Below are 25,337 nucleotides of genomic sequence, written 5' to 3'. Positions count from 1 at the left end.
GGAAGACGCGAGGCTGTCGCGTCTTCCAGCAAGCGAACAGAGCGCCCCCGGGGTTCTTCAGCCCAGGGCCTTGGTGACTGCGCGTTGGGTCAGCACGCTGATCAGGTTGGCCCGATACGCGGCCGACGCATGCAGGTCGCTGTTCAGGTCGCTCGCGTCGATCTTCACGGCAGCGGCGGCCGCGGCGGTGAAGCTCTTGTTCAGCGCGTCTTCCAGCCCGGCATGGCGAAACACGCCGTTGCCCGCGCCGGTGATCGCCACGCGCACGCCGCTGTCGTACTGCGCGAGGAACACGCCGACCAGCGGGAAATTCGACGCCTTCTGGCGCAGCTTCTCGTAGACGGCGCGCTTCGGAACGGGGAAGCGGATCGCGGTGATCAGCTCGTCGTCTTCCAGTGCCGTGGTGAAGAGGCCGAGGAAGAAGTCGTCGGCGGCGATCTCGCGCTTCGAGGTGACGATGGTCGCGCCCGAGGCCAGCACCGCGCTGGGGTAGCACGCGGCCGGGTCGTTGTTGGCCACCGAGCCGCCGATGGTGCCCATCGCGCGCACCTGGCGGTCGCCGATGCGCGAGGCCAGGTCGGCCAGCGCCGGGTAGGCGGCCTTCACGTCGGCGTTGTTCGCCACGTCGAGGTGGCGCGACATGGCTCCGATGGTGATGGCATTGCCGTTCTTCGCGATGCCGGTGAGTTCCTTGATGCCGCTCAGGTCCACGAGCTGTTCGGGGGCCGAGAGGCGCAGCTTCATCGAAGCCAGCAGGGTCTGTCCGCCGGCCAGCGGCTTTCCGCCGGCGCCGATGAGCTTGGCCGCGTCGGCCACGGAAGCGGGCCGTTCGAGTGTGAAGGCGTACATGGCGTGATTCCTTCTTTGTTGTACTTAAGGGTTGGCGGCTGCGGCCTGCATCGCTTCCCAGACGCGGCTGGGCGAGGCAGGCATGTCGAAATCCTTGACGCCCAGCGGCGCCAGCGCGTCGAGCACGGCATTGATCACGGCCGGCGGCGAGCCGATGGCCCCGGCCTCACCGCAGCCCTTGGTGCCCAGCGGGTTGTGGGTGCACGGGGTGCACACGGTGTCGAGCTTGAACTGCGGGAAGTCTCCCGCGCGCGGCATGGCGTAGTCCATGAAGCTGCCGGTGAGCAGCTGGCCGGTTTCCTTGTCGTAGACGCAGTTCTCGAGCAGCGCCTGCCCGATGCCCTGCACCAGCCCGCCGTGCACCTGGCCCTCGACGATCATCGGATTGATGATGGTGCCGAAGTCGTCCACCGCGGTGAAGCGGTCGACCCTGACCTCGCCGGTCTGCTTGTCGACCTCGACCTCGCAGATGTAGGTGCCGCCCGGGAAGGTGAAGTTGGTCGGGTCGTAGAAGGCGGTTTCGTTCAGGCCCGGCTCGAGCTTGTCGAGCGGGTAGTTGTGCGGCACATAGGCCGTGAGCGCCACCTGGCCGAACGGGATCTTCTTGTCGGTGCCCTTGACCGTGAACTCGCCGTTGGCGAACTCGATGTCGGCGTCGCTCGCCTCCATCAGGTGCGCGGCGATCTTCTTGGCCTTGGTCTCGATCTTGTCGAGCGCCTTCATGATGGCCGCGCCGCCCACCGAGATGGAACGCGAGCCGTAGGTGCCCATGCCGAAGGGCACGCGGCCGGTGTCGCCGTGCACCACGTCGACGTTCTCGACCGGAATGCCCAGCCGCGCCGCCACGACCTGCGCGAAGGTTGTTTCATGGCCCTGGCCGTGGCTGTGCGAGCCGGTGAACACCGTCACGCTGCCGGTCGGGTGCACGCGGATCTCGCCGCATTCGAACAGGCCTGCCCGCGCACCGAGCGCACCCGCGATGTTCGACGGCGCGATGCCGCAGGCCTCGATGTAGCTCGAATACCCGATGCCGCGCAGCTTGCCCTTGCCCTCGCTCGCCGTCTTGCGCGCGGCGTAGCCGTCGACCTCGGCCAGCACCCGGGCCTTGTCCATGCAGGCGTGGAAGTCGCCGGTGTCGTACTGCAGCGCCACCGGCGTCTGGTACGGGAAGCTGCTGATGAAGTTGCGCTTGCGGATCTCGTCCTGCCCCAGGTTCATTTCCCAGGCGCAGCGCGACACCAGGCGCTCCAGCAGGTAGGTGGCCTCGGGCCGCCCTGCCCCGCGATAGGCATCGACCGGGGCGGTGTTGGTGAACCAGGCATCCACCTCGACGTAGATCTGCGGCGTGGTGTACTGGCCCGCCAGCAGCGTGGCGTAGAGGATGGTGGGCACCGCGGTCGAGAAGGTCGACAGGTAGGCGCCCAGGTTGGCGTCGGTATGCACGCGCAGCGCGAGGAACTTGCCGTCCTTGTCCATCGCCATCTCGGCGTGGCTCACGTGGTCGCGGCCGTGCGCGTCGGACAGGAAGCATTCCGAGCGCTCGGCCGTCCACTTGATGTTGCGGTTGAGCTGCCTGGCGGCCCAGGTCAGGCACACGTCCTCTGCATACAAGAAGATCTTGGAGCCGAAGCCGCCGCCCACGTCGGGGGCGATCACGCGCACCTTGTGCTCGGGCAGGCCCAGCACGAAGGCCGTCATGAGCAGGCGCTCGACGTGCGGGTTCTGGTTGGACACGTACAGCGTGTAGTCGTCGCTCGCCCGGCTGTAGCTGCCGATGGCCACGCGCGGCTCGATGGGGTTGGGCACCAGCCGGTTGTTGATCAGGTCGAGCTTGGTCACATGCGCCGCGCCGGCGAACACCGCGTCGACCGCGGCCTTGTCGCCCAGCGCCCACTTGTAGCACTGGTTGTCGGGCGCCTCGTCGTGCAGGGTGACGCCGCCGGCCTTCTTCGCCGCGTCGGCCACGCTCACGAGCGCGGGCAGCACCTCGTAGTCGACCACCACCGCCTCGGCCGCGTTCTTCGCCTGCTCGACGGTCTCGGCCACCACCATGGCCACGTGGTCGCCCACGTAGCGCACCTTGTTGATCGCCAGGATCGGGTGCATCGGCTCCTTCATGGGGGTGCCGTCGGGGTTGTTGATGAGCCAGCCGCAGGGCAGCCCGCCCATCTTTCCCTCGATGTCCTTGCCGCTGAAGATGCCGATCACGCCGGGCATCTTCAGCGCCTCGGCCGTGTCGACCGACTTGATGGCGGCGTGGGCGTGCGGCGAGCGCACGAAGACCGCATGGCTCTGGTTGGCCAGCGTGATGTCGTCGGTGTAGTTGCCGGCACCGGTCAGGAAGCGGTAGTCCTCCTTGCGCCGCAGAGCCTCGCCGATGTGCGGCAGGTTCGAGAAGTCGGAAGCGCCCATGATGTCACTCCCTTCAAGCCATTGCGGTTGTCTTGACGGGGGTGCCCGAGGCCATCGCCTCGCCGCCCATCTTCACTGCCTTCACGATGTTCTGGTAGCCCGTGCAGCGGCACAGGTTGCCGTCGAGCAACTCGCGGATTTCCGACTCGCTCGACTTGGGGTGGTGGGTGCACAGGTCGATGGCGCTCATGACCATGCCGGGCGTGCAGAAACCGCACTGCAGGCCGTGGCATTCCTTGAAGGCCGCCTGCATGGGGTGCATGGTGCCGTCGGCCTCGGCGATGCCCTCGATGGTGGTGATTTCTGCGCCGGCCGCCTGGGCCACCAGCACGTTGCACGACTTGACTGCACGGCCGTTCACGTGGACGGTGCAGGCGCCGCACTGGGCGGTGTCGCAGCCGACGTGGGTTCCGGTGAGGTGGAGGTGCTCTCGGAGAGCGTGGACCAGGAAGGTGTTGGGAGGAGCGTCGACCGTGACCTGACGGCCGTTGACCTTGAAAGCGACCTGCATTTGGCTGTCTCCGTAAAAGGTGATGGCTGTTTCAGCGAAAGCATCTTGGATGCCGACCTTTCGCACTATCCTAGGCAAAACCCTTGACACTTGCACAGACCGCGCGAAATTCTCAAAATGAAACAGCTTGCCATCCGGCGGGCCAGGAAAAGCCTGCATACATGCGCGAAAAACCACGATGTCTGTATCAATCGTTTCGCCGCCTCCTGAGCGTTCCCTGGCCATCGCCCAAGCCCGCCGCGAACTGATCGAAGGCGAGTCGCCCGTACGGGCTCGCGGGGCCGACTGCATCGATTCGTGGATCACCCGCTCCTGGCAGCGCTGCATCGAGGCCGGGCACAGCCCGCGGCAGCGCGTCAGCTTCGATCCGGTGAGCCGGTCGGCCAGCATCGACATCGCCGAGCGCAACCGGGCGCTGGTCTCGGCGGCCCGACCGGTGATCGACCAGCTCTCCCGCGCCATCGCCGACACCCGCTACTTCGCCGTGCTGACCGATGCCGACGGCATCGTGGTCGACGTGGGCAGGCTACCCGACGGTACCGACGCCGCCACCCGCTATGCGCGCGACCTCGCGCGCATTGGCGTCGACCTGTCGGAGCGCGCCATCGGCACCAGCGCCATCGGTACCGCGCTGGCCGAACAGGAATCGGTCTGGCTGCACCGCGGCGAGCATTTCTTCGACGACACCAGCGTCTACAGCTGCGCCGGCGCGCCGCTCTTCGGTCCCCGGGGCGACTGCATCGGCATGCTCGACCTGACCGGCGTGCAGGTGGTCGAGCGGCCCGAACTGCGCCACCTGGCGACCCTTTCCGCGCGCAGCATCGAGAACATGCTGGTGATGCGCGAGCCCTGCGAGCTGCTGCTGCGCCTGGCCTGGCCGGGCAACTCCGGCAGCGAGGCCACCGAAGGCCTGCTGTGCATCGACGCCGTGGGCAACGTGACGGGCGCCAACGCGGCGGCGCGGCAGATGCTGCACCAGCCGTTGCCGCGCAGCGAGCATGCGCTGAACTTCAACGACCTCTTCGCGCTGCCGCTTCACATGATGTTCGACGCGGCCCGCCGCGGCGACGCCGTGCTCGAGGTGCCGCTCTGGTCGGGCCTGCGGGTGCAGGTACGGCCCCAGCGCGGCGGCAACGGCAGCACGGCGCCCGCAAACGTTTCCGACAACCGGCCGCGGCTGCGCGACGTGGAAACCGCGCTGATCCGCAAGGCGGTGGCCGATGCGCGCGGCAACGTGGCCGAGGCCGCGCGGGCCCTGGGCATCAGCCGGGCGACGGTCTACCGCAAGCTGTGGCGCGGACGGCCCGCCGGCGCGCCGGACTGAGCTCGCGGCTGAAGGCCCGGCCGTTCATCCCTCGTTCAGTTTTCTTCGCTCAGGCGCCGACCGGCACCTTGTCCAGGAAGCCCGTCACCGAACACAGCTTGCCCGAGTCGACCTGCGCGAAGTCGGTGCCCTGGATCAGGTCTTCCGCACCGCTCGGCCCGAGCGTCCACGAGAAGCGCAGGTGGTCGCCGTGCGCATCCGCCTTGCCGAGCAGGTTGAAGCGGAAGCCCGGGTAGCGCTGGTGCACCGCGCCGACCAGCGCGCTGATCTGCTCGTGCCCGCTGGCCTGCGCGATCGGGTCGACGTAGTGCGCGTCGGTGGTCCATCCGGCTTCGATGAGCGCCGCGCGGCGCGCCGCGTCGGTTTCGTTCCAGACGGCGATGTAGCGTTGGGCAATGGCGGTGGCGTCGTGTGCGGCGGTGTTCATGATGACCATTCCTTTCGGTGTTCAGACCCGCAACATCGCGGGGTGAAGGAATGGTCGCGTCGCACGCGATTCGCGTCGATGACCTCTCAGGTCATGGGATCCGGCTGCCGTAGCGGATGCTCTTGAGCACGCCGTTCTGGAACAGCAGCATCGTCTCGAACTGCCCCGAGCCAGGCCGGTAGGTCCACTCCTCGCTCTGGTCGCAATTGCTGTTGTTGTTGACGATGACGGTCTTGCTGCCGGTCGAGGAAGCCGGCGGCACGATCACCTGCGGGTTCGGGTCGGGCTTGGCGCAGAAGTTGTCCTTGAACACCGGCTCGCCGCACTTCTGCAGGATGGTGAACTTGGAATCGCCCTTCTGCGCGAAGTCGCGATTGCAGTTGAGTGTCTGTGCCTGCGCCGGCGCGACGAACGACAGTGCGGCCAGCAAGGCGGCGGGAATGAACGGAGATCGCTTCACGGTGTTTCCTGTGTCTTGTGCGAGCGATGGTAGTGACATTCCGGCGCCGAACCTGAAGCCAAGACCCCGTCAGACCGCGTCGAGCGGGAACACCGGCCTCCTTACCTTGCTGAACGGGAACAGGCTGTAATCCGAACTGGTGACACCGGGGCTGTCGCACTCCACCAGCGCGGCCGACAGCGGCTCGAACACGGGCCGGCAGTACATGCGCGACTTGAGCAGCAGAAAGCGTTCATTCCGCGGATCGAGCCCCGCGCACTCGAAAACGCCGATGTCCCACGGCTCCTGCGTGCGCTCGGTCACCACGATTCGCGCCGCGCCCGTGTCGAAGAGCACTGTGCGCCCCATGCTGCTGCGCTGGCCGGTGTAGGTGGGGCCGGTGATCACGTACTCGCCGTCGGAGATGGCGCGCACCGTGCCCGTCAGGCGCACCGGCGTCTTCTCGAGGCCGATGCCCGCGAGCGAGACCTTGTTGCCGAGTGCCACCGTCGCCTGCGCGCCCTCGCCCGCCGCGATGAGTTGCGCCACGGCCTCGGGGTCGCACAGCGGCCCCACGCCGATGCCGTGCAGGCCCTGCGCGAGCGCTTCCTGCAGCACGTCCATGGTGTCGCAGCTGCCGCCCGACATGCAGTTGTCGCCGTGGTCGAGCAGCAGCACCGGGCGCGTCGCGCCTTCGGCAATCAGCTTGGCGCGTGCGACCGACTCCGCCAGCGGCTCGCTGCGGTAGACGAAGGCTTCGCGCTCCGCCCACATCTGCGCGGCGATGCGGTCGGCCGTGGCCTGCGCGCGCTCGGGCGAATGCGCGTCGACGACGATCACGCTCATGCACGGCGCCTCGATGTCCGACAGCGAGAAGCCGGCCAGGATCGACACCGCCAGCGATTCCGACTTCTCGGCCTCGCAAGCCGCTTCGATCGCGCGCTTCATCGCGCCGGTGAAGGAGGCGCTGCGCAGCGTGTGTGCCATCAGCGGCAGCCGGTGCCAGCGCATCGCAGGCTTGCTGCGGCCGGCCAGCAGGTCGAGCAGCAGGCGGCCGGCGTGCTCGCCGGTCTCGTACATGTCGACGTGCGGATAGGTCTTGAAGCCGACGATGACATCGGCGTTCTCCACCATCGCCGGCGTGACGTTGGCATGCAGGTCGAGCGCCACGCCGATGGGCACGCCCGGCGCCGCCGCACGCAGGCGCAGCAGCAGGTCGCCTTCGCCGTCGGCGCTGTTCTGCGCCACCATCGCGCCGTGCAGGTCGAGCAGGATGGCGTCGCAGCCCGGGGCCGCGTCGACGATGCGTTGCGTCAACAGGTCGTAGGCCCGTGCATCGACCGGCCCGCTCGGATTGGCCGAGGCCGACACCGGCGTGACCACTTCAGCGCCTGCCGCCTCGGCCAGTTCGATGAAGGCCGACATCGCGGTGCGCATGCCCTTGTTGTCCTTGTAGGCCTGCTCGCCGAAGGTCGGGCCGTCGGGCCCGAAGGCCGCGAGCGGCGTGGGCACCGGCGAGAAGGTGTTGGTTTCGTGGTTGAGACGTGCGATCAGTACTTTCATTGCGCAAACTTTCCACCGCTGGCCAGCATGGTGATGTCGCCGAAGCTGGAGCCGTTGCGGTTGTCGGGCCTGAAGGCGAGCGTGTATCCGCCCAGGTCCATGGGAGGCGAAGTCTCGATGCTGCGCCGCAGCGACTCGGTGGTCACCGGCCCCTTCACGCGCTGCAGCGCTTCCGCGAATGCCTTGGCCGTGATGTAGCCCTCCAGGCCCAGGAGGAGCCCTCGCCCTCGCTGCCCGCGCTCCTGCGCGCGCGCTGGTATTCGTCGACGATGGGAAAGCGGGTCTTCCAGAACGGCGGCATCACCTGCGACAGCACGATGCCGCGGCTCTTGTCCCCCAACTCCTTGTAGAGCAGGAAGGAGCTGGCCACCGAGTTCGTGTAGATCTGCGGATGCACCGGCGCCGCGACCAGCGCGCGGATGACGTTGATGGCCGGCATGCCCGCCGCGATGACGTACACCGCCTGCGCGCCGCTGGCGATGACCTGCTGCGCGGTGCGCGCCGGTTCCTTCTCCTGCGGATCGAAGCGCAGCGACAGCACCGGGGACAGCCCGTTCTTCTGCAGCGCCTCCAGCGCGTCCTTCTCGATGCCCTTGCCGTAGGCGTCGTCGCTCGACACGACGGCGATGCGCACCACGCCCACCGTCTTCAGGTGGTTCATCACGCGGTGCACCTCGTCGGCGTACGACTCGCGCACGTGGTAGATCGGCACCTTCGGCCCGCGCAGCACGGCCGCGCCGGTCAGCCCGCCGAAGATGAAGCTGTCGTACTTCGCCGCGACGGGCACCATGGCCGCGCCGATGCCCGTGCCCATGGTGCCGAAGAGGCAGACCACGCGGTCGGTGCCGAGCAGCTTCTCGGCGTTGGCCGCCGCCTTGTCCGGCGCGTAGACATCGTCGTAGGTGATCAGCTTGACGGGCCTCCCGCCGACGCCGCCGGCCTTGTTCAGCTGGTCGAACAGCAGCTTCTGGCCTTCCATGAACGCCAGGCTGTTCGGCGCCAGCGGTCCGGTCAGCACGGCGGACTGGCCGACGAGGATGGGCTCGGCGGCCGGCGTCGCCGCGGCCCACGCCAGGGTCAGCGCCGCGAGGGCAAGACGCCAGGCCTTCACGACGCGACTCCCGCGGTCTGCAGCATCGCCTGCAGCAGCACGTTGCAGCCGGCTTCGAGATGGTCGGGCTGCGCGTCCTCGATCTCGTTGTGGCTGATGCCGTCGAGGCAGGGCACGAAGATCATGGCCGCAGGGCACACGCGCGCGAGGTACACAGCGTCGTGACCCGCGCCGCTGATCACGTTCATCCATGTCATGCCCTGCGCCTGCGCCGCATCGCGCACGGCCGACACCAGCTTCGGCGTGAAGGGCTGCGGCGGGAAGTACACGACCTGCTCCACCGAGATCTCGACCTTGGCCTTCGCCGCGATGCGCTGCACGGTTTCCTTCAGCGCGGCGTCGAGGGCCGAGAGCACCACGTCGTCGGCCGCGCGCAGGTCGACGCTGAGCTTCACGCGGCCCGGGATCACGTTGCGCGAGTTCGGATACGCGTCGATCCAGCCGACCGTGCCGCGCCCATGCGGCGCATGGGCAAGCGCGATGCGGTTGACCTCGATCACGAGCTCGGAGGCGGCGAGCAGCGCGTCCTTGCGCAGCTCCATCGGCGTGGGGCCGGCATGGGCTTCCATGCCTTGGACCACCACGTCGTACCAGCGCTGGCCCAGCGCGCCCTCGACCACGCCGATCACGCGCTCGTTGGCTTCGAGCACGGGGCCCTGCTCGATGTGCGCCTCGAAGTACGCGCCCACGGGCGACGCCGTTGCCGAGGCCGGCGTGCTTCCCGCGTAGCCGATGGAGGCCAGTGCCTCGGACACGCTCACGCCGTCGTTGTCGCGCTGCGACAGCGCATGCTCGAGCGTGAAGGCGCCGGCGAACACGCCGGAGCCCATCATCACGGGCACGAAGCGCGAGCCTTCCTCGTTGGTCCACACTGCCACTTCGAGCGGCGCCTCGGTCTCGACCTTGGCGTCGTTCAAGGTGCGGATCACTTCGAGCCCGGCGAGCACGCCGTAGTTGCCGTCGAACTTGCCTCCCGTGGGCTGCGTGTCGATGTGGCTGCCGGTGGTGATGGGCGGCAGCGCGTTGTTGCGGCCGGCGCGGCGCGCGAAGATGTTGCCGACGGCGTCCACGCGCACCTCGCAGCCTGCCTCGCGGGCCCAGCGCGAGAACAGGTCGCGCCCCTGGCGGTCGAGGTCGGTCAGTGCGATGCGGCAGACGCCGCCTTTCTCGGTGGCGCCGAGCTGCGCCAGTTCCATCAGCGAGTTCCAGAGCCGCTGGCCGTCGATGCGGAGTTCGTCGTGTGAGTTTTTCATGGCTTTTCCAGGAAGAAGGAAGGGACTGCGGGAAGCCTCAAGCAAGGCCCACGCCCAGGTAGCGGTCTTTCACTTCATGGTCGGCCATGAAGGCTTCGTTGCCGGCCTCGTGCACGATCACGCCCTGCTCCACGATGTAGTGGCGGTCGGCCAGCTGCACGCAGACTTCGAGGTTCTGCTCGACCAGCAGGATCGCCACGCCCGCGGCCTTGATGGTCTTGAGCTGCACCACGATCTCCTCGACGATCACCGGCGCCAGGCCTTCGACCGGCTCGTCGAGGATCAGCAGGCGCGGGTGGTTCATGAGCGCGCGGCCGATGGCCAGCATCTGCTGCTCGCCGCCCGAGAGCTGCCCGCCGCCGTTGCGCCGGCGCTCCTTCAGGCGCGGAAAGATGCGGTAGATGTCGGCCAGCTGCCAGGGCGACTGGCGCCGCAGGCCGAGCAGCAGGTTCTCTTCCACCGTCAGCAGCTTGAAGATGCCCCGATGCTCCGGCACCAGGCACACGCCGCGCGTGGCGATGCGGTGCGCCGGCATGCCCGCGATGTCGGCGCCCTGAAAGCGCACGCGCCCGCTGGTGGGCGCGACCGCGCCAGCGATGCTCTTGAGCGTGGTCGACTTGCCCGCGCCGTTGCGCCCCAGCAGCGTGACCAGCTCGGCCTCGCCCACGGTCATCGACACGCCCTGCAGCACGTGGCTCTTGCCGTAGTGCGCGTGCAGGCCCTCGACTTCAAGGATGTTGTTCATGCCTTGCCTCCGGTGATCATGTTGCCCAGGTAGGCGGTGCGCACGCGCGCATCGGCACGGATGTCGCCCGGAAGCCCCTCGGCGAGCACGCGGCCCAGCTGCATCACGGTCACGGTGTCGGAGATGTCCATCACGATGTTCATGTTGTGCTCGATGAGAACCACGGTGTGCGCGTCGCGCAGGCCGCGGATCAGCTGCTTCATGTCGTCGAGGTCGTCGATGCCCATGCCCGAGGTCGGCTCGTCGAGGAAGATCGCCTTCGGCCTTGCGGCCAGCGCCATGCCCACTTCGAGGCGGCGCTGCTGGCCGTGCGAGAGCTCGCCGGCCGGCGTGTTGGCCAGGCGTTCCAGCCCGATGCGCTGCAGCACCTCGTCCACGACCTGCGTGCGGGCCAGCTCGCCGACCGGCGCCCGCCAGCAGTTCATGGCCTGGCGCGGCGAAATGCCCTGCGCCGCCACGCGCAGGTTCTCGCGCACCGGCAGGCTCGCGAACAGCGCCGTGACCTGGAACGAGCGCGCCATGCCACGCTGCACGCGCTTGTGATCGGGCTCGCGCGTGACGTCGTGGCCGTCGAACAAAATGCGCCCGCCGGTGGTCATGCCGGTGCCGGTGAGCATGTGGAACAGCGTGGTCTTGCCTGCGCCGTTGGGGCCGATCACCGAGTGCACGGTGTTGCGCCGGATCTTCAGGTCGACCCCGCCGAGCGCGGCGAACTTGCCGTAGTGCTTGGTGACGCCGACGGCTTCGATGAGAACGTCGCTCATGCTTTTTCTCCTTGCGCGGCAGGCGAGACAGGAGCAACAGGCGCGGCCGGAGCCGCCGGCGTCTTGCGGAAGATGCGTTTCCAGGCGCCCTCGCCCAGCCCCCAGAGCCCGCGCTGCATGCCGATGCTCACGCCGATCAGCAGCAGCCCCAGCAGCAGCAGCCAGCGCGGCCACAGCGTGGAGAGCCAGTCGGCCAGCAGTACGTAGAAGGCCGAGCCCAGCACCGAGGCGAACAGATTGCCGGTGCCGCCGATCACGGTGATGACCAGGATCATCTCGCTCGTGTGGTACTCGGCGTTCGACAGCGGCGCGATGCCGGTCATCATGGCGTGCAGCCCGCCCGCGAGGCCGGTGACGGCGCCCGAAATCACGAAGGCCAGCAGCTTGAAGCGCTTGAGGTCGTAGCCCACGGCGGCGGCCCGATCCTCGTTGTCGCGGATGGCGAGCAGCGTGCGCCCGAAGATCGAGTCGGTCACGCGCAGCAGCAGGCCGAAGGCGATCAGGAAGATCACCGCGACGAAGGCGTAGTACTTCCACGGCGTGTCCATGAAGCCGGGGCGTGGCACGTCGAGCAGGCCGTTGTCGCCGCCCGTGAGGTCGGTCGCGGTGTAGGCGATGAAATAGAACATCTGCGCGAAGGCCAGCGTGAGCATCACGAAGTAGGTGCCGCGCTGGCGGATGGCGACCCAGCCGACCACCGCCGCGCCAATCGCACCCATGGCCATGGCCGCGAGCAGTGCGAGCGGCATGGGCAGGTGCAGGCGCGTGAGCAGGATCGCGATGGTGTAGCTGCCCAGCCCGAAGAAGATGCCCTGCCCGAAAGACAGCAGCCCGGTGTAGCCCAGCAGCAGGTTGCAGCCCAGCGCGGCCAGCGCGTAGATCAGCACCTCGCTCGCGAGCGAGCCCGAGCTCAGCACCAGCGGCAGGCCCAGCGCGGCGATGAGCGCCAGAAGGAAAGTGATTTTTCTCGGCATGGCTTGTCCGTTCATGCTTTTCGGCCGAGCAGGCCATGCGGGCGCAACAGCAGCACTGCCGCCATCGCGATGTAGACCATCAGGCTCGCACCCGGCGGCCAGATGGTGCTCATGAGGCTTTGCACGATGCCGATCAGCAGTCCGCCCACGAGCGCGCCGCCGAAGCTGCCGAGCCCGCCGATCACCACGACCACGAAGGCCACGGCCAGCGCTTCCACGCCCATGAAGGGCTCGGCGCCGCGGATGGGCGCGGCCAGCACGCCGGCCAGCGCCGCCGTGGCCGCGCCGAGCGCGAACACCAGGCTGAACACGCGGAACACGTTGATGCCGAGCAGCGACACCATCTCGGTCGACTCGCTGCCCGCGCGCACCGCGCTGCCCAGGCGCGTGCCCTCGAGCACCCACCACAGCAGCACCGCGAGCACGGCGGTGAAGCCGATCACGAAGAGCCGGTACTTGGGATAGACGAACGAGCCCCACATGACCACGCCCTGCAGCAGGTCGGGCGTGGCGACGCTGTTGCCCAGCGGGCCCCAGAACACGATCACGATCTCCTGCACCGCGAGCGCGAGGCCCACCGTGACGAGGATGTGGAACTCATGCGCCTTGGCGTACACGCGGCGCAGCAGCAGCTTCTCGGCCAGCCAGCCCAGCGCGCCCACGAAGAGCGGCACCAGCACCAGCGCGAGCCAGAAGTTCATGCCCCATTGAAGGGCCTGGAAGCAGAGATAGGCGCCCAGCAGGTAGAAGGCCCCGTGCGCGAAGTTCACGAAGCGCAGCAGGCCGAACACGATGGACAGGCCGACCGCCAGCAGGAAATACAGCATGCCGATGCCGATTCCGTTGATGGTCTGTAGCAGGTAGACGGACATGGGAGTCGAGAGGTACGCGCAGGTACGTGCGGGCGGACCGGGGCCCCGCCGCACACCGAGCGGGTGCGGGCGAAGGCATCGGTCCGGGCGGCGTCAGGCCAGCTTGCAGCCGGTCTTGTCTACCGGGAGGAAGGACTTGCCCGAACTGACCACGTCGACGTAGTCCGCCGCGTCCTTCATCTTCGACTTGGCCTTGCCCTTGAGCAGGTAGTAGTCCTTCACCACCTGATGGTCGGCCTTGCGGATTTCCTCGCTGCCGGTGAGCCCGTCGAACTTCATGCCCTCGAGCGCGGCGATGACCGCCTTCTGGTCGACCGAGCCGGCCTTCACGATGCCGTCGATCAGGATCTTGGTGCAGATGTACGAGCCGGCAAGGCTGTAGTTGGGCACGATCTTGAGCTTGTCGGCGGTGCGCTTCACCAGGTCCTTGTTGAGCGGCGTGTCGGCGGTGTGCCAGTACTGCGCGCCGAAGTAGACGCCGTCGCACAGGTCGGCGCCCAGTTCGTCGAACTGCTCGAGCCCCGAAGCCCACGCCATCAGGATCGTCATGTTCTTGTGCATGCCGAAGCTCACGGCCTGGCGCAGCGCGGCCGACGACTGCGCGCCGAAGTTCAGCAGCAGCAGCACGTCGGGCTTGGCGGCCATGGCGTTGGTGAGGTAGCCGCTGAACTCCTTCTCGGTGAGCGAGTGGTAGCTGTTGCCCACGTGCTCGATGCCCTTCTCCTGGAAGATGTTCTTGGCGGCACTCAGCAGGCCGTCGCCGAACACGTACTGCGGCGTGATGGTGTACCAGCGCTTGGCCTTCGGCATGGAGGCGATCAGCGGGCGCACCGTCTGTTCGATCGCGCCGAAGGTGGGCACCGACCAGCGGAAGGTGGCGGGGTTGCAGTCCTTGCCGGTGATCTCGTCCGCGCCGGCGGTGGTGATGAAGAGGCCGCCGGCCTTCTCGGCCTCCTTGCCCATGGCCAGCGCTTCCGACGACAGGATGCCGCCCGCGAAGAACTTCGCGCCCTGCTGCTGCGAGGCTTCCTGCACCTTGCGCACGGCCGTGGCCGGCTTGCCCTCGGTGTCGAGCACCGTGTAGGCCAGCGGGCGCTTCAGCACGCTGCCGTACTGCTCGATGGCCAGCTTCATGCCCAGGTCGGCGAACTTGCCGTTGGCCGCGAAGGCGCCCGACATCGGGACCGGGCAGCCGAAGCGGATCGCCTCGGCCGATTGTGCGAAGGCGGCGCGGCCCGCGAGCAGCGAGGCGGGGGCAGCCGACAAGGCGGCCAGCTGAAGAAGTTGTCTGCGTTGCATGAGTTCTCCGGTCGTGGTGGGAAGTAAGGAAAAGGGACGCCAGCGATCGCGGCGAATTTAAGCGGATAAATTGGATTAATATGTTGGTAAAAACCCGCTAGCAACAGCCGTGCCAAAATCTGCGGCGCGCCCCTTGGGGCCCAATACCTGCTTACAGGTCACCTTCTGTTTTTCCATCGCTCCGAACGCATGAATTCGTCTCCATCTGATCGTGAAATGCCGCGGAACCGGCTTTGCCGGGCCGCTGGCATTGCCCCCGGCGAGGGGATGGGCGAAACGACACGAAGTGCGCGCAGCCTGGGGGTGAGCAAATGAAAGTGGGGCAGAACCGTCCCAAGCGGCAAAAGCTCTCGGACGTCATCGTCGAAGACGTCAAGCGCTGGATCGTGGCGGAGCGCAAGCAGCCCGGCGACCGGCTACCGAACGAGAAGGAACTGATCGAGCTCTTCGGCTATTCGAAGAGCACCGTGCGCGAGGCGCTGAAGGCGCTGGAGGTGCGCGGCCTGATCTCCATCCGCACCGGCCCCGGCGGCGGGGCCTACCTGCAGCAGGTGTCGGTCGAGCACGCCTCGGAGCCGCTGCGCAACTTCCTGCACTTCCACCATCTCGACGGCCATCACATCTACCAGCTGCGCAAGGCGCTGGAGCCCGAGCTCGCCGTGAGCGTGGTGGGCAAGCTCACGCCGGAGCAGTTCGAGAAGCTGGAAGAGAACGTGCGGCTGTGCACGGTCGAGCCGACCGGCGAGGACGAACTGCGCGCCCAGCGCGAAGCCGAGCTGGCCTTCCACACCATGCTGGCGGAGAGCTGCCCCAATCCGGTGCTCTCATTCATGTGCCGCTTTCTCAACGACCTGCTGCGCGACCTCGTCGTCTACAAGAAGGCGCTCGACCACCATCACTTCGGCGAAGCGAACGTCGACTACCACACGCAGCTGCTGGCCGCCTACCGCAGGGAAGACGCCGACGAGGTGCGCCGGCTGATGACCGAGCACATGGTCGACGCCGAGCAGCACATGCACGAGATGGAGGCGCACATCGGCGCCAAGCACCTGCTGCTGCCGAGCGGGCAGCGCTGACCCGCTGACCGCTACTTCCGGTGCGCCTGCTCCAGGCACGCCTGGAACGCCAGCACCGCCCGCGACGGCTTCGGCGAGCGCCGCAGCAGGCTGACGAAGCGGCACGCGTAGTTGAAGCGCGCCGGCAGCACCGCCTTCATGAGCCCGCGCTCTTCGAACACCTGCGCGTAGTGGTCGGGCAGGAAGCCCAGGAAGCGCCCCGAGAGAATCAGCGTCGCGATCGCCTCCTGGTCGAAACCCGTGGCCATGCGCGACAGCTTCGCGCGGTGGCTCAGCTCCATGTTGGGCGAGTGGTAGCCCAGCCCCGCGAAATGATGTTCGCGCAGCCGGGCCCAGGTGAGCTTGTCGTGGCTCACGCCGAAGAGCGGATGCCCCGCGCCGCAGTACAGCAGCATGGTCTCGTCGAACAGGTCGGCGTAGACGAGGCTCTTGGAGGCGCGGTGCGCCGGAATGATGCCGATCTGGAAATTGCCCTCCAGCACCCCCTGCTCGATGGCGTTGATCGAGCCCACGTGCACGGCAAGCCGCACCTCGGGCGCGATCTCGGTGAAACGCGCGATCGCCTCGCCGATGCGGGCCTGCGGATTGGTCGCGGTCTTGTCGAACAGCGCCACGTCGAGCTGCCCGCCCATGCGGTTGTGGATGTCGTCGATGCTGCCGCGGAAGGCGTCGACCGAGGCCAGCAGGCGCAGCGTCTCGTCGTACACGCGCTGCCCCTCGGCCGTGAGCGCGAAACCCGCCCTGCCCCGGCGGCACAGCACCAGTCCGAGGCGCGTTTCCAGGTCCTTCACGTGGCGGCTCACGGTGGAGGTGCCGATGTTCAGCTCCAACTCGGCGGCAGCCATGCCGCCGCAGTCGACCACGCTCTTGAACACCTTGAGCAGGCGCAGGTCCATGTCGCTGAGCTGCCCCAGGACGGCGCGGTTGCGGGCACCGCTTTGGGTACCGGCTTCAGTACCGGTTCGGGCTTTGGCCTTTACTTGCATGAAACGTCAAGTGAACATTGATATTGCGCCATTCTCCACACTGAAGGCTCTGCGAACAATCGGCGCATCCCATCACCCCCGGAGCCCGCCAGCGCGGAAAACGCCATGACCATCGCAACGCCCGTCACCGAATCGACGCCCGCCGTGCGCACCGACGCCGCCTGGCTCGACGCGCACTGGATGCCCTACACCGGCAACCGCAACTTCAAGGCCGATCCGCGGATCGTCGTGGAGGCCAAGGGCGCCTACTTCACCGACTCCGACGGCCGCAAGATCTTCGACGGCCTCTCGGGCCTGTGGTGCTCGGGCCTCGGTCATGGCCGCCCCGAGATCACCGAGGCGGTGAGCCGCCAGATCGCCAAGCTCGACTACTCGCCCGCCTTCCAGTTCGGCCACCCGCTCTCCTTCGAGCTGGCCAACAGGATCAAGGACATGACGCCCGCCGGCCTCGATTACGTGTTCTTCACCGGCTCGGGTTCGGAAGCCGCCGACACCTCACTGAAGCTGGCGCGCGCCTACTGGCGCACCAAGGGCCAGGCGAGCAAGACCCGCCTGATCGGCCGCGAGAAGGGCTACCACGGCGTCAACTACGGCGGCATCTCGGTCGGCGGCATCGCGGCCAACCGCAAGCTCTTCGGCCAGGGCGTGGAGGCCGACCACCTGCCGCACACGCAGCTCGCCTCGAATGCCTTCACGCGCGGCATGGCCGACAACGGCGCCGAGCTGGCCGACCGCCTGCTCGACATCATCGCGCTGCACGACGCATCGAACATCGCTGCCGTGATCGTCGAGCCCTTCGCGGGCTCGGCCGGCGTGGTGATCCCGCCCAAGGGCTACCTGAAACGCCTGCGCGACATCTGCACCGCCAACAACATCCTGCTGATCTTCGACGAGGTCATCACCGGCTTCGGCCGCTGCGGCGCGCTCACCGGCGCCGAGGCCTTCGGCGTGACGCCCGACATCATGAACATCGCCAAGCAGATCACCAACGGCGCGCAGCCCATGGGCGCCGTGGTCGCGAGCAAGGACATCTACGACACCTTCATGGCGGCGGGCGGCCCCGACTACATGCTCGAGTTCCCGCACGGCTACACCTACAGCGCGCATCCGGTGGCCTGCGCCGCCGGCATCGCGGCGCTCGACGTGCTGCAGAAGGAAGACATGATCGGCCGCGTGCAGGCACTGGCACCGCACTTCGAGAACGCGGTGCACAGCCTCAAGGGCAGCAAGCACGTGACCGACATCCGCAACTACGGCCTCGCCGCCGGCCTCACGATCGCAGCACTGCCGGGCGAGCCCGCGCGCCGCCCCTACGAGATCGCGATGAACTGCTGGAAGAAGGGCTTCTACGTGCGCTACGGCGGCGACACCATCCAGCTCGCCCCGCCCTTCATCGCCGAGAAGGCCGAGATCGACCGCCTGGTGAACGCACTGGGCGACGCGCTGGCCGAAACGGCCTGATCCTTTAGCGCTACAGGGGCCGCCGCACCGCCGACCAGGCGACGGCCCGTGAGCGGCGCGGTCCTACACCCCCGCGGCCCGCAGGTTCCCAGAATCTGCCGGGCTGCCGATGACAACGCTGCAAACAGACATCCCCGCCCGCCTCGACCGCCTGCCCTGGTCGCGCTGGCACTGGCGCGTGGTGATCGCGCTGGGCGTGGCCTGGGTGCTCGACGGGCTCGAGGTCACGTTGGTGGGCTCCATCGGCGCGGTGCTGGAGCGGCCCGACACGCTGGGGCTCACGGCCGGCGAGATCGGACTGTCGGGCTCGGTGTACGTCGCGGGTGCGGTGCTCGGCGCCCTGCTCTTCGGCCGGATGACCGACCGGCTCGGCCGCAAGAAGCTCTTCCTGATCACGCTGGCGGTCTACACCGTCGGCACGCTGGCCACGGCCTTTTCTCCCGACTTCGCCTTCTTCGCGCTGTGCCGCTTCGTCACCGGGCTTGGCATCGGCGGCGAGTACGCGGCCATCAACTCGGCCATCGACGAGCTGATTCCGGCGCGCGTGCGCGGGCGCGTCAACCTCGCGATCAACGGCAGCTTCTGGATCGGCGCGGCGCTGGGCGCGGCGCTCAGCCTCGTGCTGCTCGACACGCGGGTGATCGGGCCCGTGTGGGGCTGGCGCGCCGGCTTCGCGCTGGGCGCGGTGCTGGCGGTGGCCATCCTGCTGGTGCGGCGCCACGTGCCCGAGAGCCCGCGATGGCTCGTCGCGCATGGGCGGGCCGAGGAGGCGAAGCGCATCGTCGAGCGCATCGAGGCGGAGGTCGAGGCGCAGCACGGGCCGCTGCCGGCGCCGCAGGGCTTCGTCGTGAACTACACGGCCGCGCGCCCCGACAGCCCGCCGATGCGCCAGGTGGCGCGTGTGCTGTTCAAGCGTTACCCGCAGCGCAGCGTGGTCGCGCTGGCGCTGATGATTTCGCAGGCCTTCTTCTACAACGCGATCTTCTTCACCTACGCGCTGGTGCTCACGCGCTTCTACGGCGTGCCCGAAGGCAGCGTGGCGCTCTACATCTTTCCCTTCGCGCTGGGCAACGTGCTGGGGCCGCTGCTGCTGGGCCCGCTGTTCGACAGCGTGGGCCGGCGCCGGATGATCGCGCTGACCTATGTGCTCGCGGGCGTCGGCCTCGCGCTCACGGGCTGGGCCTTCATGCAGGGCTGGCTCGATGCGCGCGGGCAGGCGCTGTGCTGGTCGGCGGTGTTCTTCCTGGCATCGGCCGCGGCGAGCTCGGCCTATCTCACGGTGAGCGAGGTGTTTCCGCTGGAGATGCGGGCGATCGCCATCGCGATCTTCTACGCGGTGGGCATGGGCGCGGGCGGCTTCGCGGCGCCGCTGCTGTTCGGCCTGCTGATAGAGACAGGCAGCCGCGGCGCGGTGATGGTGGGCTACTGCATCGGCGCCGGGCTGGTCATCGTGGCGGGACTGCTGGCGCTGCGCCATGCGGCGGACGCGGAACGCAAGCCGCTGGAGGAAGTGGCGCCGCCGCTGTCCTCGGAGGCCGGCGGCGAGCGCTGAGCTGCTCCGCTGCGGCTAGAGCGCGCAGGTCCTGAAGCCGATGAAGCCGTCGTCGCGCCCGGGCAAGGCGAAGTCGCGGCGGCGCGGCGACCGCAGGCGCGCACGCGTCGCGAACGAAGCCCCGCGCAGCACGCGCGCCCGTCCGAAGGCGGCGGCCGGATCGAACTCGGTGCCGGCGCTCCACGGATCGGCCCGGTAGCCGGGCCAGGGCTGCAGGGTGCCCGCGGTCCACTCGTGCACGTCGGCCCAGCGGAAGCCGCGGCGCGCCGCCGTGTGCGCGGCGATCTCCCATTCGACCTCGGTCGCCACGCGCCGCCCGGCCCAGCGCGCCCAGGCGTCGGCCTCCCACCAGCTCAGGTGCACCGCGCTGTGATGGCCGGCCGCGCGCACGGTTGCGCCGAAGCGCTGCTGCAGCACCGAGCCGCCGGTGCCGTTGCGCGCTGCGCCGATCTGCTCGACATGGCGCGGCCCGCGCCGCCCCTCGATCTGCGCCGAGAGCCAGCGCCAGCCTTCGCCGTGCCAGAGTTCCTCGCGGTCGTAGCCGCCGTCCTCGACGAACTCGATGTACTGGTTCCAGGTGACGGGCTGGGCGTCGATCTCGAACTCGGGCACGTCCACCCGGTGCGCCGCGCGTTCCTGCGCGAAGGCGAAGCCGCTTTCGGGCATGCCCAGCTCCCAGCGCGTGGCCGGCAGCAGCAGCGGCTCGCGCGTGACGGCGATGGGCGCCTGCTCGACGCCCAGCGGCAGCCCCATGGTCTGCGCCATCACCACGAACTGCTCGCCGCGCATGTCCTCGTGGAACAGGGCGAGGCGGTAGAAATACAGGCCGGCGTCGGTTTCTGCGGCGTTGTCGAGCAGCTCGAGCGTGCTCTCCAGGGTTTCGAGCAGGTAGGCCTTGGTCTGCGAGAGGTCCGGCAGGTCGGGCGGCCAGCGGCGCCCCGGGCCTGAGTGGGCCGGATTCCACCAGTCGTCGGCCCCCGGGTCGATGGCGGCCAGCCGCGTGGGCCGCATCGGGCAGTCGGCGCCGAACGCCCGCTGGGTGTTGCGCCCGATCCACCATTCGGCGAACCAGCCGATGTGGCCGGCCAGCCAGGCCGCGGGCACCACGCCGTCTTCCTCGGGCTCCGGCGGCCGGGAGAGCGCCTCGGAGCCCAGCGCCTGTTCGTAGAGCGACAGCAGGTGCAGCGTATGGTTGCGCGCGTCGATCAGCGCCAGCGACAGCAGCTCCTTGCCGGCCCGGCACATGTCGGGCGAATCGATCGAATGGGGCTGGCCAGCTGCGCCCGAAGGCGTGGAAGGCGGAAGACGCGAAGACATGGAAGATTATGGCGACCGGCCACCCGCCCCGCCGGCCGCCCGGCCCGCATTCCGGGTAAACCCCTCCCCAGGTTGCAAGGCAATACAAAGGTTCACCGGGGTAACATCGCGGGCTTTGCGCAGCCCCCACCAGGGGCCGGCGCTCCATCATCGGGATTCGTGGGAGACACCCCCTTGTCTGCATTCCTCAAGTTCGCGACCGGCATGGACTGGATCAGCGAAAAACTCGGCAAGATCGCCGGCTACGCCGTCCTCGCGGCATCGCTCATCTCGGCCGGCAACGCACTCATCCGCTACGGGCTCGACTTCAGCAGCAACTCCTGGCTGGAGATCCAGTGGTACCTGTTCGCCGCCACCGTGATGCTGGGCGCCCCCGTGGTGCTGCGCTTCAACGAGCACGTGCGCGTGGACATCATCTACGGCAAGCTCAAGGGCTACGGGCCGGTCTACGTCGACCTCTTCGGCCTCATCTTCTTCCTGCTGCCGGTGATGGGCCTCTTCACCTACCTCACCTGGCCCTTCTTCTGGAACATGTGGGTCACGGGCGAGATGTCGGGCAACATCGGCGGCCTCATCCGCTGGCCCGCCGCGCTGCTGATGCCCGTGGGCTTCGCGGCGATGTTCCTGCAGGGCGTCTCGGAAATCATCAAGCGCATCGCCTACCTGCGCGGCCTGATCGAGATGGACACGCACTACGAGAAGCCGGTGCAGTGACGGGCGCAGTTCTTCGCGCGCCTTCCGCCATCGCCCTCTCCCGCACCGCAGGATAAGTAGAAATGCACATGGAAAATTTCGCCCCGATCATGTTCGCGGGGCTCGTGGTGATCATGCTGATCGGCTTCCCGGTCGCGTTTTCGCTCTCGGCCCTCGGCCTGATCTGCGGTTTCTTCGCCATCGAGATGGGCTGGTTCCCGGCCGGCTTCATGGCCAACCTGCCGCTGAACGTGTTCGGCATCCTGTCGAACGAGACGCTGCTCGCGATTCCGTTCTTCACATTGATGGGAGCCGTACTGGAGAAATGCGGGCTGGCCGAGGACATGCTCGACTCCATGGGCCAGCTCTTCGGCCCGGTGCGCGGCGGCCTCGGCTACTCGGTGATCATCGTGGGCTTCATCCTCGGCGCCATCACCGGCACGGTGGCCGGCCAGGTGATCGCGATGGCGATGATCTCGCTGCCGATCATGATGCGCTACGGCTACGACATGCGCTACTCGACCGGCGTGCTCGCCGCGTCGGGCACCATCACGCAGCTGGTGCCGCCCTCGCTGGTGCTGATCGTCATGGCCGACCAGCTCGGCACCGACGTCGGCCAGATGTACAAGGGCGCCTGGGGTCCGTCGATCCTGCAGGTGCTGATCTTCGCGATCTACACCTTCATGGTCGGGCGCATCCGCCCGCACTTCGTGCCGGGCCTGCCGGCCAGCGCGCGCACGCTCAACGGCTGGGCGCTGTGGGGCAAGTGCCTGCGCGGCATCATTCCCTCGGCCATCCTGATCTTCGCGGTGCTCGGCTCCATGGGCGGTCTGCCCTTCATGGACAAGGCCATCGCCACCCCGACCGAAGCCGGCGCCATGGGCGCTGTGGGCTCGCTGGTCCTCGCGCTGATCCACCGCCGCCTGAACTGGCAGCTGCTGAAGGACGCCATGGAAGGCACCATGCGCCTGACGGCCATGGTGGTGTTCATCCTGATCGGCTCGCGCGTGTTCTCGCTGGTGTTCCAGGGCGTGGACGGCGCCAAGTGGATCGAGCACATGCTGTCGGGCCTGCCCGGCGGCCAGGTCGGCTTCCTGATCGCGGTGAACATCTTCGTGTTCTTCCTCGCGTTCTTCCTCGACTTCTTCGAGATCGCCTTCATCATCCTGCCGCTGCTGGGCCCGGTGGCCCACAAGCTGGGCATCGACATGGTGTGGTTCGGCGTGCTGCTGTGCGTGAACATGCAGACCTCGTTCATGCACCCGCCCTTCGGCTTCGCGCTGTTCTATCTGCGGGGCATAGCGGACACGCTATTCAAGAACGGGGCGCTACCCAAGAAGGTGGAGTCGCGCGACATCTACCTGGGCGCCGTGCCGTGGGTGGCGATGCAGCTGCTGCTGGTGGCCATCGTGATCTTCTTCCCGCAGACGGTCACCGTGTTCCTCGAGAAGGAAAAGGTCGTCGACATCGACAAGGTCAACCTCGACATGCCGGTGGAAGAGCAGCCCAGCTCGCCCGACAACAACGGCGTGAACATGGAAGACCCGTTCGGCAACGAGAAGAAGGACGAGTCCTCCACGCCGCCGCCGTCCACCGATGCGCCGCCGGCTTCCGGTGAAGCCACCAAGCCGTGAGCGACCAAGCCCGCGGCCCCGCTGAAGAACCAAAACAACAAGACAACGACAACAGCTCCGGCGACGAAGCAGCCGGGGCCATCATCGAAAGCCCCGCCTTCCCGCCGCTGCTGCGCACGCTGGCGGTGGTGCTGGTGATCGATCTCTTCGTCTTCGCCGCCTGGAGCCTGCCCTCGCTGCGCACGGCCGACTGGTCAGCCAGTGCGCTGGTGGTGATGGGCATCGCGGCGCTGTGCGTGGTGTGGGTCGGCTACTGGATCGTCTACAGCCGCACCCGGCTCGAAGGCGACGTGCTGGTGCAGACCTGGCTCTGGGACAAGCGCGTGAGCGCGCAGGAAGTGGCGCAGCTCAAGCTGGTGCACATCCGAATGCTGGAGCGCGTGATCGCGCCGCGCCTGCTGGTGCGCCGGCGCTTCGGCGGCATGACGTGGTTCCACTCGGCCGACGCAAGCGTGCTCGTCGCCTTCGGCGAGCAGGTGGCGAAGCGCTCGATACCGCCATCGCCGCCGCAGACGTAGCAGCAGGGCCTTATCGGTGGAGCAGCCGCTCCATCGCTTCGCGGATGGCCCGCGGCTTTTCGACACCGTCGCCGCCAGCCGGGCAACTGGCCGCCTGCGCCCTCTCCTTGCCCTTCGGCCCCACCGTGGCGTGGAGCCGCTCGCAGTCGCAGCGCAGCCGCCCCTTCAAAGCCTTGGTGCGCGCATTGCGCAGCTCGGCCACCCAGCACGAATCGCCGCAGCCGCACGAGCGGTATTCGAGCACCTCGCCCGGCGTGCTCCACGGCAGCGTGTAGCCGCCCGTGCCGCCGGCGGCCTGGGCGCCCGAAGCGAACATGGCCATGAACAGCATCGCGGCGAAAGACGGCATTCGGGGCATCGGGCGTGTTCCGGAGATTGGAGAGCGGAGCATCGACGAAAAAAAGCCCCGCCGATACCGGCAGGGCTTCCATCCTGTTCAAGACGAGGCGCCGTGAAGGCGCCGTTGCCTCTTACAGCTTCTGCTGCTGCATGAAGCGGTCGAAGGTGCCTTCGGTGTAGCGGAACCAGGCGTTCTGATCGGCCAGGAATTTCGACCAGTCGCCGTAGATCTTCTTCCACTCGGGGTTGGTGTTGTTCAGGTCCGAGTAGATCTGCTGGGCCGACTTGAAGGCGGCGTTCATCACGTCCTGCGAGAACGGGCGCAGCTTGGTGCCCGAGCCGACGAGCTGCTTCAGCGCGATCGGGTTCTTGGAGTCGTACTTGGCCGTCATCGTGATGTTGGCGTGCGAGGCAGCCGCCTCGACGATGGCCTTGTACTCGGCCGACAGGCCTTCCCATGCCTTGGTGTTGATGTAGAAGTCCAGCTCGGGGCCGCCTTCCCACCAGCCGGGGTAGTAGTAGAACGGGGCGATCTTGTTGAAGCCCAGCTTCTGGTCGTCGTACGGGCCGACCCACTCCAGGCCGTCCAGCGTGCCCTTCTCGAGCGCGGGGTACAGGTCGGCGCCGGGAATGGATTGCGGGATCACGCCGAAGGGCTCGAGCACCTTGCCGGCGAACGGGTTGGTGCGGAACTTCAGGCCCTTCAGGTCGGCGACCGACTTGATTTCCTTGCGGAACCAGCCGCCCATCTGGGCGCCGGTGTTGCCGCCGGGCAGGTTGATGATGTTGTACTTGGCGTAGAAGGCGCGCATCAGCTTCAGGCCGTTGCCTTCGTACATCCAGGCGTTCTGCTGGCGGGTGTTCATGCCGAAGGGCACCGCGCAGCCCAGGCAGAAGGTCGGGTCCTTGCCGTAGAAGTAGTACGGAGCCGTGTGGGCCATTTCGACCGAGGCGTTCTGCACGCCGTCGACCACGCCGAACGCGGGCATCAGCTCGCCACCGGCATGCACGGAAATCTGGAACTTGCCGCCCGTCATGTCGCTGACGCTCTTCGAGAACACCTCCGCGGTGCCGAAGATGGTGTCCAGCGACTTGGGAAAACTCGACGCCAGGCGCCAGCGAACGGTGGCTTGCGCGTGAACCGCGGGGGCGATGCCGGCAGCCAGAACGCCCGCGATGCCGGCGTTTTTGATGAGGGAACGACGATCCATTAGATAG

26 protein-coding genes are annotated in these 25,337 nt (G+C 67.8%); 8 read left to right on the top strand and 18 right to left on the bottom strand.

Features of this window, described 5'->3' with window-relative positions; genetic code table 11:
• Positions 1 to 57: 57 nt before the first annotated feature.
• From BMY35_RS12690 to BMY35_RS12680, 3 genes are read right to left on the bottom strand one after another with little or no spacing between them, the layout of a single operon-like run.
• A complete protein-coding gene (locus BMY35_RS12690; RefSeq protein ID WP_093199021.1) occupies positions 58 to 849 on the bottom strand; it encodes an FAD binding domain-containing protein in 792 nt (263 codons plus the stop codon).
• 24 nt (positions 850 to 873) lie between these two features.
• Positions 874 to 3,261 (bottom strand): xanthine dehydrogenase family protein molybdopterin-binding subunit, encoded by a 2,388-nt coding sequence (locus BMY35_RS12685; RefSeq protein WP_093199018.1) that lies wholly within the window; start codon positions 3,259 to 3,261, stop codon positions 874 to 876.
• A 13-nt stretch (positions 3,262 to 3,274) separates the two neighbouring features.
• Positions 3,275 to 3,772: a (2Fe-2S)-binding protein gene (locus BMY35_RS12680; RefSeq protein ID WP_093199016.1), complete on the bottom strand. Its 498-nt coding sequence runs from the start codon at positions 3,770 to 3,772 to the stop codon at positions 3,275 to 3,277.
• A 178-nt stretch (positions 3,773 to 3,950) separates the two neighbouring features.
• Between BMY35_RS12680 and BMY35_RS12675 the strand changes: the two genes are divergently transcribed.
• Complete coding sequence (locus BMY35_RS12675) at positions 3,951 to 5,096, top strand: helix-turn-helix domain-containing protein (RefSeq protein ID WP_093199013.1); 1,146 nt, start codon at positions 3,951 to 3,953, stop codon at positions 5,094 to 5,096.
• Between the two features lie 49 nt (positions 5,097 to 5,145).
• Here BMY35_RS12675 and BMY35_RS12670 read toward each other — a convergent pair whose 3' ends face one another.
• The 11 genes from BMY35_RS12670 to BMY35_RS12625 all read right to left on the bottom strand — a co-directional run bounded on the left by BMY35_RS12670 (position 5,146) and on the right by BMY35_RS12625 (position 14,543).
• Complete coding sequence (locus tag BMY35_RS12670; RefSeq protein WP_093199010.1) at positions 5,146 to 5,523, bottom strand: nuclear transport factor 2 family protein; 378 nt, start codon at positions 5,521 to 5,523, stop codon at positions 5,146 to 5,148.
• Between the two features lie 91 nt (positions 5,524 to 5,614).
• A complete protein-coding gene (locus tag BMY35_RS12665) occupies positions 5,615 to 5,983 on the bottom strand; it encodes a DUF2845 domain-containing protein (protein ID WP_176947443.1) in 369 nt (122 codons plus the stop codon).
• Positions 5,984 to 6,052: 69 nt separating this feature from the next.
• Positions 6,053 to 7,525, bottom strand: a complete 1,473-nt coding sequence (locus BMY35_RS12660) for a M81 family metallopeptidase (RefSeq protein ID WP_093199003.1) — start codon at positions 7,523 to 7,525, stop codon at positions 6,053 to 6,055.
• Positions 7,522 to 7,671, bottom strand: a complete 150-nt coding sequence (locus BMY35_RS38290; RefSeq protein ID WP_177213627.1) for a hypothetical protein — start codon at positions 7,669 to 7,671, stop codon at positions 7,522 to 7,524. Before BMY35_RS38290 ends, BMY35_RS12660 begins: the two co-directional genes overlap by 4 nt.
• Positions 7,672 to 7,679: 8 nt before the next feature.
• Entirely contained in the window at positions 7,680 to 8,636 is a 957-nt protein-coding gene (locus tag BMY35_RS12655) for an ABC transporter substrate-binding protein (protein ID WP_177213626.1), read from the bottom strand.
• Positions 8,633 to 9,889 (bottom strand): Zn-dependent hydrolase, encoded by a 1,257-nt coding sequence (locus BMY35_RS12650; protein ID WP_093198997.1) that lies wholly within the window; start codon positions 9,887 to 9,889, stop codon positions 8,633 to 8,635. The genes BMY35_RS12655 and BMY35_RS12650 overlap by 4 nt, the downstream gene beginning before the upstream one ends.
• A 37-nt stretch (positions 9,890 to 9,926) precedes the next feature.
• On the bottom strand, positions 9,927 to 10,634 hold the full coding sequence (locus tag BMY35_RS12645; protein ID WP_093198994.1) for an ABC transporter ATP-binding protein: 708 nt from the start codon (positions 10,632 to 10,634) through the stop codon (positions 9,927 to 9,929).
• Positions 10,631 to 11,398 (bottom strand): ABC transporter ATP-binding protein, encoded by a 768-nt coding sequence (locus tag BMY35_RS12640; protein WP_093198990.1) that lies wholly within the window; start codon positions 11,396 to 11,398, stop codon positions 10,631 to 10,633. Before BMY35_RS12640 ends, BMY35_RS12645 begins: the two co-directional genes overlap by 4 nt.
• Positions 11,395 to 12,372, bottom strand: a complete 978-nt coding sequence (locus tag BMY35_RS12635; protein ID WP_093198987.1) for a branched-chain amino acid ABC transporter permease — start codon at positions 12,370 to 12,372, stop codon at positions 11,395 to 11,397. The genes BMY35_RS12640 and BMY35_RS12635 overlap by 4 nt, the downstream gene beginning before the upstream one ends.
• Positions 12,373 to 12,383: 11 nt before the next feature.
• Complete coding sequence (locus BMY35_RS12630; protein WP_093198984.1) at positions 12,384 to 13,244, bottom strand: branched-chain amino acid ABC transporter permease; 861 nt, start codon at positions 13,242 to 13,244, stop codon at positions 12,384 to 12,386.
• Positions 13,245 to 13,337: 93 nt separating this feature from the next.
• On the bottom strand, positions 13,338 to 14,543 hold the full coding sequence (locus BMY35_RS12625) for an ABC transporter substrate-binding protein (RefSeq protein ID WP_093198981.1): 1,206 nt from the start codon (positions 14,541 to 14,543) through the stop codon (positions 13,338 to 13,340).
• Between the two features lie 311 nt (positions 14,544 to 14,854).
• On the opposite strand from BMY35_RS12625, the gene BMY35_RS12620 reads away from it, so the two are divergent.
• Positions 14,855 to 15,619 (top strand): FadR/GntR family transcriptional regulator, encoded by a 765-nt coding sequence (locus tag BMY35_RS12620; protein WP_093198978.1) that lies wholly within the window; start codon positions 14,855 to 14,857, stop codon positions 15,617 to 15,619.
• Between the two features lie 11 nt (positions 15,620 to 15,630).
• On the opposite strand, the gene BMY35_RS12615 is transcribed toward BMY35_RS12620, so the two are convergent.
• Positions 15,631 to 16,605, bottom strand: coding sequence for a LysR family transcriptional regulator (locus BMY35_RS12615; RefSeq protein ID WP_093198975.1), 975 nt, complete (start codon positions 16,603 to 16,605; stop codon positions 15,631 to 15,633).
• A gap of 105 nt (positions 16,606 to 16,710) precedes the next feature.
• Between BMY35_RS12615 and BMY35_RS12610 the strand changes: the two genes are divergently transcribed.
• Both BMY35_RS12610 and BMY35_RS12605 read left to right on the top strand, forming a co-directional pair.
• Positions 16,711 to 18,066 carry an omega-aminotransferase AptA gene (locus tag BMY35_RS12610; protein ID WP_093198972.1) on the top strand — a complete coding sequence of 452 codons (1,356 nt, stop codon included), beginning with the start codon at positions 16,711 to 16,713 and terminating at the stop codon, positions 18,064 to 18,066.
• A 109-nt stretch (positions 18,067 to 18,175) separates the two neighbouring features.
• Positions 18,176 to 19,618 carry an MFS transporter gene (locus tag BMY35_RS12605; protein WP_093198970.1) on the top strand — a complete coding sequence of 481 codons (1,443 nt, stop codon included), beginning with the start codon at positions 18,176 to 18,178 and terminating at the stop codon, positions 19,616 to 19,618.
• A gap of 15 nt (positions 19,619 to 19,633) precedes the next feature.
• On the opposite strand, the gene BMY35_RS12600 is transcribed toward BMY35_RS12605, so the two are convergent.
• Positions 19,634 to 20,935: an SUMF1/EgtB/PvdO family nonheme iron enzyme gene (locus tag BMY35_RS12600; protein WP_093198968.1), complete on the bottom strand. Its 1,302-nt coding sequence runs from the start codon at positions 20,933 to 20,935 to the stop codon at positions 19,634 to 19,636.
• Positions 20,936 to 21,109: 174 nt separating this feature from the next.
• On the opposite strand from BMY35_RS12600, the gene BMY35_RS12595 reads away from it, so the two are divergent.
• From BMY35_RS12595 to BMY35_RS12585, 3 genes are all read left to right on the top strand, one after another.
• Entirely contained in the window at positions 21,110 to 21,649 is a 540-nt protein-coding gene (locus tag BMY35_RS12595) for a TRAP transporter small permease subunit (protein ID WP_093198965.1), read from the top strand.
• A 62-nt stretch (positions 21,650 to 21,711) separates the two neighbouring features.
• A complete protein-coding gene (locus tag BMY35_RS12590; RefSeq protein WP_093198960.1) occupies positions 21,712 to 23,262 on the top strand; it encodes a TRAP transporter large permease in 1,551 nt (516 codons plus the stop codon).
• Positions 23,259 to 23,780 carry a hypothetical protein gene (locus tag BMY35_RS12585; RefSeq protein WP_093198957.1) on the top strand — a complete coding sequence of 174 codons (522 nt, stop codon included), beginning with the start codon at positions 23,259 to 23,261 and terminating at the stop codon, positions 23,778 to 23,780. Before BMY35_RS12590 ends, BMY35_RS12585 begins: the two co-directional genes overlap by 4 nt.
• Before the next feature lie 10 nt (positions 23,781 to 23,790).
• On the opposite strand, the gene BMY35_RS12580 is transcribed toward BMY35_RS12585, so the two are convergent.
• The gene (locus BMY35_RS12580; RefSeq protein ID WP_256228312.1) at positions 23,791 to 24,102 is read right to left on the bottom strand and encodes a hypothetical protein; all 312 of its coding nucleotides are present in this window, start codon (positions 24,100 to 24,102) and stop codon (positions 23,791 to 23,793) included.
• Here BMY35_RS12580 and BMY35_RS38750 point away from each other — a divergent pair.
• On the top strand, positions 24,101 to 24,235 hold the full coding sequence (locus BMY35_RS38750) for a hypothetical protein (RefSeq protein WP_256228311.1): 135 nt from the start codon (positions 24,101 to 24,103) through the stop codon (positions 24,233 to 24,235). The genes BMY35_RS12580 and BMY35_RS38750 overlap by 2 nt on opposite strands.
• Before the next feature lie 15 nt (positions 24,236 to 24,250).
• On the opposite strand, the gene BMY35_RS12575 is transcribed toward BMY35_RS38750, so the two are convergent.
• Positions 24,251 to 25,330, bottom strand: a complete 1,080-nt coding sequence (locus BMY35_RS12575) for a TRAP transporter substrate-binding protein (protein WP_093198950.1) — start codon at positions 25,328 to 25,330, stop codon at positions 24,251 to 24,253.
• Positions 25,331 to 25,337: the final 7 nt, after the last annotated feature.

This window comes from Variovorax sp. YR750, assembly GCF_900109805.1.
Lineage (GTDB): Bacteria > Pseudomonadota > Gammaproteobacteria > Burkholderiales > Burkholderiaceae_C > Variovorax > Variovorax gossypii.
This window is presented reverse-complemented; position numbering and strand designations above follow the sequence as displayed.

Excerpts from the sequence above, each read along its gene's own strand:
- BMY35_RS12675 (WP_093199013.1), top strand. The coding sequence starts at position 3,951 with ATGTCTGTATCAATCGTTTCGCCGCCTCCTGAGCGTTCCCTGGCCATC.
- BMY35_RS12605 (WP_093198970.1), top strand. The coding sequence starts at position 18,176 with ATGACAACGCTGCAAACAGACATCCCCGCCCGCCTCGACCGCCTGCCC.
- BMY35_RS12625 (WP_093198981.1), bottom strand. The coding sequence starts at position 14,543 with ATGCAACGCAGACAACTTCTTCAGCTGGCCGCCTTGTCGGCTGCCCCC.
- BMY35_RS12590 (WP_093198960.1), top strand. The coding sequence starts at position 21,712 with ATGCACATGGAAAATTTCGCCCCGATCATGTTCGCGGGGCTCGTGGTG.
- BMY35_RS12580 (WP_256228312.1), bottom strand. The coding sequence starts at position 24,102 with ATGGCCATGTTCGCTTCGGGCGCCCAGGCCGCCGGCGGCACGGGCGGC.
- BMY35_RS12640 (WP_093198990.1), bottom strand. The coding sequence starts at position 11,398 with ATGAGCGACGTTCTCATCGAAGCCGTCGGCGTCACCAAGCACTACGGC.
- BMY35_RS12670 (WP_093199010.1), bottom strand. The coding sequence starts at position 5,523 with ATGAACACCGCCGCACACGACGCCACCGCCATTGCCCAACGCTACATC.
- BMY35_RS12685 (WP_093199018.1), bottom strand. The coding sequence starts at position 3,261 with ATGGGCGCTTCCGACTTCTCGAACCTGCCGCACATCGGCGAGGCTCTG.
- BMY35_RS12645 (WP_093198994.1), bottom strand. The coding sequence starts at position 10,634 with ATGAACAACATCCTTGAAGTCGAGGGCCTGCACGCGCACTACGGCAAG.
- BMY35_RS38750 (WP_256228311.1), top strand. The coding sequence starts at position 24,101 with ATGAACAGCATCGCGGCGAAAGACGGCATTCGGGGCATCGGGCGTGTT.
- BMY35_RS12680 (WP_093199016.1), bottom strand. The coding sequence starts at position 3,772 with ATGCAGGTCGCTTTCAAGGTCAACGGCCGTCAGGTCACGGTCGACGCT.
- BMY35_RS12650 (WP_093198997.1), bottom strand. The coding sequence starts at position 9,889 with ATGAAAAACTCACACGACGAACTCCGCATCGACGGCCAGCGGCTCTGG.
- BMY35_RS12575 (WP_093198950.1), bottom strand. The coding sequence starts at position 25,330 with ATGGATCGTCGTTCCCTCATCAAAAACGCCGGCATCGCGGGCGTTCTG.
- BMY35_RS12615 (WP_093198975.1), bottom strand. The coding sequence starts at position 16,605 with ATGCAAGTAAAGGCCAAAGCCCGAACCGGTACTGAAGCCGGTACCCAA.
- BMY35_RS12630 (WP_093198984.1), bottom strand. The coding sequence starts at position 13,244 with ATGTCCGTCTACCTGCTACAGACCATCAACGGAATCGGCATCGGCATG.
- BMY35_RS12660 (WP_093199003.1), bottom strand. The coding sequence starts at position 7,525 with ATGAAAGTACTGATCGCACGTCTCAACCACGAAACCAACACCTTCTCG.
- BMY35_RS12610 (WP_093198972.1), top strand. The coding sequence starts at position 16,711 with ATGACCATCGCAACGCCCGTCACCGAATCGACGCCCGCCGTGCGCACC.
- BMY35_RS12635 (WP_093198987.1), bottom strand. The coding sequence starts at position 12,372 with ATGCCGAGAAAAATCACTTTCCTTCTGGCGCTCATCGCCGCGCTGGGC.
- BMY35_RS12690 (WP_093199021.1), bottom strand. The coding sequence starts at position 849 with ATGTACGCCTTCACACTCGAACGGCCCGCTTCCGTGGCCGACGCGGCC.
- BMY35_RS12620 (WP_093198978.1), top strand. The coding sequence starts at position 14,855 with ATGAAAGTGGGGCAGAACCGTCCCAAGCGGCAAAAGCTCTCGGACGTC.
- BMY35_RS12600 (WP_093198968.1), bottom strand. The coding sequence starts at position 20,935 with ATGTCTTCGCGTCTTCCGCCTTCCACGCCTTCGGGCGCAGCTGGCCAG.